This is a genomic window from Bradyrhizobium sp. (genome assembly GCF_049581145.1).
Taxonomy (GTDB): domain Bacteria; phylum Pseudomonadota; class Alphaproteobacteria; order Rhizobiales; family Xanthobacteraceae; genus Bradyrhizobium.
This window is the reverse complement of sequence record NZ_JBAURI010000077.1, coordinates 1-3,466: the sequence shown is the minus strand read 5'-3', so window position 1 is coordinate 3,466 and position 3,466 is coordinate 1. Positions and strand designations below refer to the sequence as shown.

Sequence of the window (3,466 nt, the reverse complement as noted above, 5' to 3'; positions counted from 1 at the left end):
GGTCGGTGATCAGGCTGCGCAGGGTTTCGACGAAATCGGTCATTGCTATTTCACCCGCAGCGGCAGGCCTGCGACGACGAATTCGACTTCGTCGGCGGCGCGCGCGATCATCTGGTTCAGCTGTCCGGCGGCATCGCGAAATTGTCGTGCCAGCGCGTTGTCGGGAACGATGCCCGAACCGACTTCATTGCTGACCAGCACGACCGGGCTCTGCTGGCGGCCGAGCGCGTCCACGAGTTTTGCGGCCTCTTCCGTCCAGTCGCGCTCGGCATGCATGAGGTTGGATAACCATAGAGTCAGGCAGTCGACCAGCCGAGCGCCGCCGCCGTCGGTCTCCGCCAGGGCTGTCGCAAGCTCCAGCGGCGTCTCCCGCTCCCGCCAATCCTGCCCGCGCCGCGCGCGGTGTTTTGCGATCCGATCGCTCATTTCGGAATCGAGCGGCTCCGCCGTCGCGATATAGACCGGTTGACCGGCGAAGCCCCACGCGCGGATTTCCGCCCGCGCGCTTTTTCCCGATCTTGCCCCGCCGGTGATGAGGATGATGGCCATCTGTTCTCCGCTCCGGATTGCGCAGTAACCACCAATCCCGCGCCAAGACAAATCGCCAGATCGTAAATCGCTCAATCGCAAACCGCTGAATCGCGTCACGGGGGCTTGCGCCGGCCGCCCTTTCTTGCGCATCAGGATGGCGAATGCGGAGGTCATGTGGGTTTTACCGGAGCAATGGCGGTGGCGATGCTGGTGGACGCCCTGTTGGGTTGGCCCAGCGGCTTGTTCCTGCGCATCGGCCATCCCGTCACTTGGCTCGGTCGGCTGATCGACGCGCTGGACGCACGCTGGAACCGGACGGTGGATGCGCCGTGGCTGCGGCAAGCCGCGGGGGGCGCGGCGGCGCTGATCGTGATTACCCTGGCGGCCGCTCTCGCATGGGCGGTGCAGAGCGCGATCGCCCCGAGCTGGCGCGGCGTGATCCTGCTCGGCATGTTCGGCTGGCCCTTCGTCGCGCTGCGCTCGCTCCATGACCACGTCGCCGCGGTGGCGCATCCGCTGCGATCGGGTGACGTGGCATCGGCGCGGTCAGCGGTATCGATGATCGTCGGGCGCGACCCGCACCAGCTCGACGAGGCCGGCATCGCCCGTGCCGCGATCGAAAGCCTTGCGGAAAATGCCTCGGACGGCGTGGTGGCGCCGATCTTCTGGGGCGCGATTTTGGGATTGCCTGGCATCGTCGGCTACAAGGCCGTCAACACGCTGGATTCCATGATCGGTCATCGCACCGAAAGGCATCAGTCATTCGGCTGGGCGGCGGCGCGCATCGACGATCTCGCCAATGTCATACCGGCGCGTCTGACCGCGCTGCTGTTCACGCTGCTGGCGCCGCGGCCAGGGGACGCGATGTCCTGCATGGCAAAGGATGCGCGAAAACACCGATCGATCAACGCCGGCTGGCCGGAAGCCGCGATGGCCGGTGCGCTCGGTGTGCGGCTCTGCGGGCCGCGCGTCTATCATGGCAGTGTCGCCGAGGAGCCGTGGCTGAACGGCAATGCCGCCGATCCAGTGGCCGACGATGTCGTGCGGGGATTGAAGCTTTATGTCCGGTCGCTGGCGGCACTGGCCGGGCTTCTTGTGATCCTCGCCTTCGTCTAGAGATTAGCCATGCTGGATCACGGTGGAAATCTCGATGTCGCGATGCGCCGTTTCGGCGGGGGAGTCGATGATTGGATCGATCTGTCCACCGGCATCAATCGGTGCCCCTATCCAGTCCCCGAGCTTCAGCCGCGCCACTGGAGCGCGCTGCCGTCGCGCGCCGATCTCGACTCGCTTCATGACGCGGCTCGTCGAGCCTACGCCACGCGCGGCGCAGTTCTCGCCATCGCCGGCGCGCAAGCGGCGATTCAGCTGCTTCCCTCGCTCGCGCCACGCGGCCAGGCGCGGATTCTGGCGCCGACCTATCAGGAATATGGCGCGGTGCTCAGGGCCGCAGGTCGGGAGGTGGAGGAGGTTGCTGACCTCGATGCGCTTGCCGGCGCCGATCTCGCCATCGTCGTCAACCCCAACAATCCCGACGGGCGCAGCCATGATCCCGCAAGGCTGCTGGCGCTGCTGCCGCATGTGGGTTGCCTGATCGTCGACGAGAGTTTTGCCGATGCAATGCCCGGCCTGTCGCTGGCTCCGGAAGCGGGAAGAGCTGGACTCCTGGTCCTGCGCTCCTTCGGAAAATTCTACGGTCTTGCCGGGTTGCGCCTGGGTTTCGTGCTCGGAGGCGACGCTGATCTCGCAGCACTTGCGGCCAAGGCGGGGCCATGGCCGGTTTCCGGCGCCGCCATCGAAATCGGGCGCCGTGCGTTGCTGGACCGTGACTGGACCGCACAGACGACGGCGCGGCTTGCCCGGTCGTCTGTGCGGCTGGACGCATTGGTGCGTGCCGCGGGTTGGCGGCTGATCGGCGGCACGTCGCTGTTCCGGCTCTACGAGACCGCCGACGCCAAGGCTGCGCAGGAAAGGCTCGGTTGCGCGCGCATCTGGTCTCGCGTGTTTCCGCATGCCCCTGCTTGGTTGCGCCTCGGCATCCCCGGCGATGAGGCAGAATGGGCGCGGCTTGCGGCTGTGCTTGCGGGCTAGACACCAGGTTCAAATCATCAACGCGCGAGAGCGAGCAGGCCGTCGATATCCAGATGCTTCTCGATGTGATCGGCAAGCGCGTCGAGCGCGCACTCGACCTTGCTGCGGTAGCGCTCGCCTGACGCGGCGATGCCGAGCCGCGCGAGAAAGGCGCTGCGGAAGCCATCCGAGGCAAACAGGCCGTGAAGATAGCTGCCGTGGACACGGCCGTCGGCGGACACCGCGCCTTCCGCCGCGCCGTCCACGAATGCGAACGGGCGCGCGAGGTCGGGCCCTTCGGTGCGGCCGATATGGATTTCGTAGGCCTCGATCGGCTGGCTGGTTTCGGCGTGAATTGCGGCGACGCGGGCGAGACTCTTGTCGGGGCTCATCACGGTGGTGACATCGAGCAGGGCGAGGCCCGGCGTCTCGCCGGGCGGTCCCTCGATGCCATCCAGGTCCGTGACGCGCCGCCCCAGCATCTGGTAGCCGCCGCAGACGCCGAGCACGTGGCCGCCGCGGCGGTGGTGCGCCAGAATGTCGATGTCCCAGCCCTGGGCGCGCAGGAAGGCGAGGTCGCCGCGGGTCGATTTCGAGCCGGGCAGGATCACAAGTGTTACATCGCCCGGAATGGCCTCGCCCGGCCGCACCATCACCAGGTCGACGTCAGGCTCCAGCTTGAGCGGATCGAGGTCGTCGAAATTCGCGATCCGCGACAGCGCGAGACAGGCGATCTTGTGTCGCCCCGGTTTGCGGGCGTCCGCAAGTCCCAGCGCGTCCTCCGCCGGAAGCTCGATCGCGCGGGCGAAATATGGCAGCATCCCGAACCCGCGCCACGTGGTGCGCTTCGCGATCAACTCGTATC

At 66.9% G+C, this 3,466-nt stretch carries 3 protein-coding genes and 1 pseudogene; 2 read left to right on the top strand and 2 right to left on the bottom strand.

The genetic code is table 11. The features are described from left to right. Window positions 1-45: 45 nt before the first annotated feature. On the bottom strand, window positions 46-549 hold the full coding sequence (gene cobU, locus WCB02_RS02220) for a bifunctional adenosylcobinamide kinase/adenosylcobinamide-phosphate guanylyltransferase (protein ID WP_423955894.1): 504 nt from the start codon (window positions 547-549) through the stop codon (window positions 46-48). A gap of 174 nt (window positions 550-723) precedes the next feature. Between cobU and cbiB the strand changes: the two genes are divergently transcribed. Further along, window positions 724-1,647, top strand: a complete 924-nt coding sequence (cbiB, locus tag WCB02_RS02215; RefSeq protein ID WP_423955892.1) for an adenosylcobinamide-phosphate synthase CbiB — start codon at window positions 724-726, stop codon at window positions 1,645-1,647. Between the two features lie 9 nt (window positions 1,648-1,656). Beyond that, window positions 1,657-2,622, top strand: coding sequence for a threonine-phosphate decarboxylase CobD (gene cobD, locus WCB02_RS02210; RefSeq protein ID WP_423955890.1), 966 nt, complete (start codon window positions 1,657-1,659; stop codon window positions 2,620-2,622). A gap of 17 nt (window positions 2,623-2,639) precedes the next feature. Here the strand turns inward: cobD and WCB02_RS02205 are convergent. Continuing rightward, a pseudogene (locus tag WCB02_RS02205) lies at window positions 2,640-3,466 on the bottom strand (cobyric acid synthase CobQ); the annotation flags it as partial.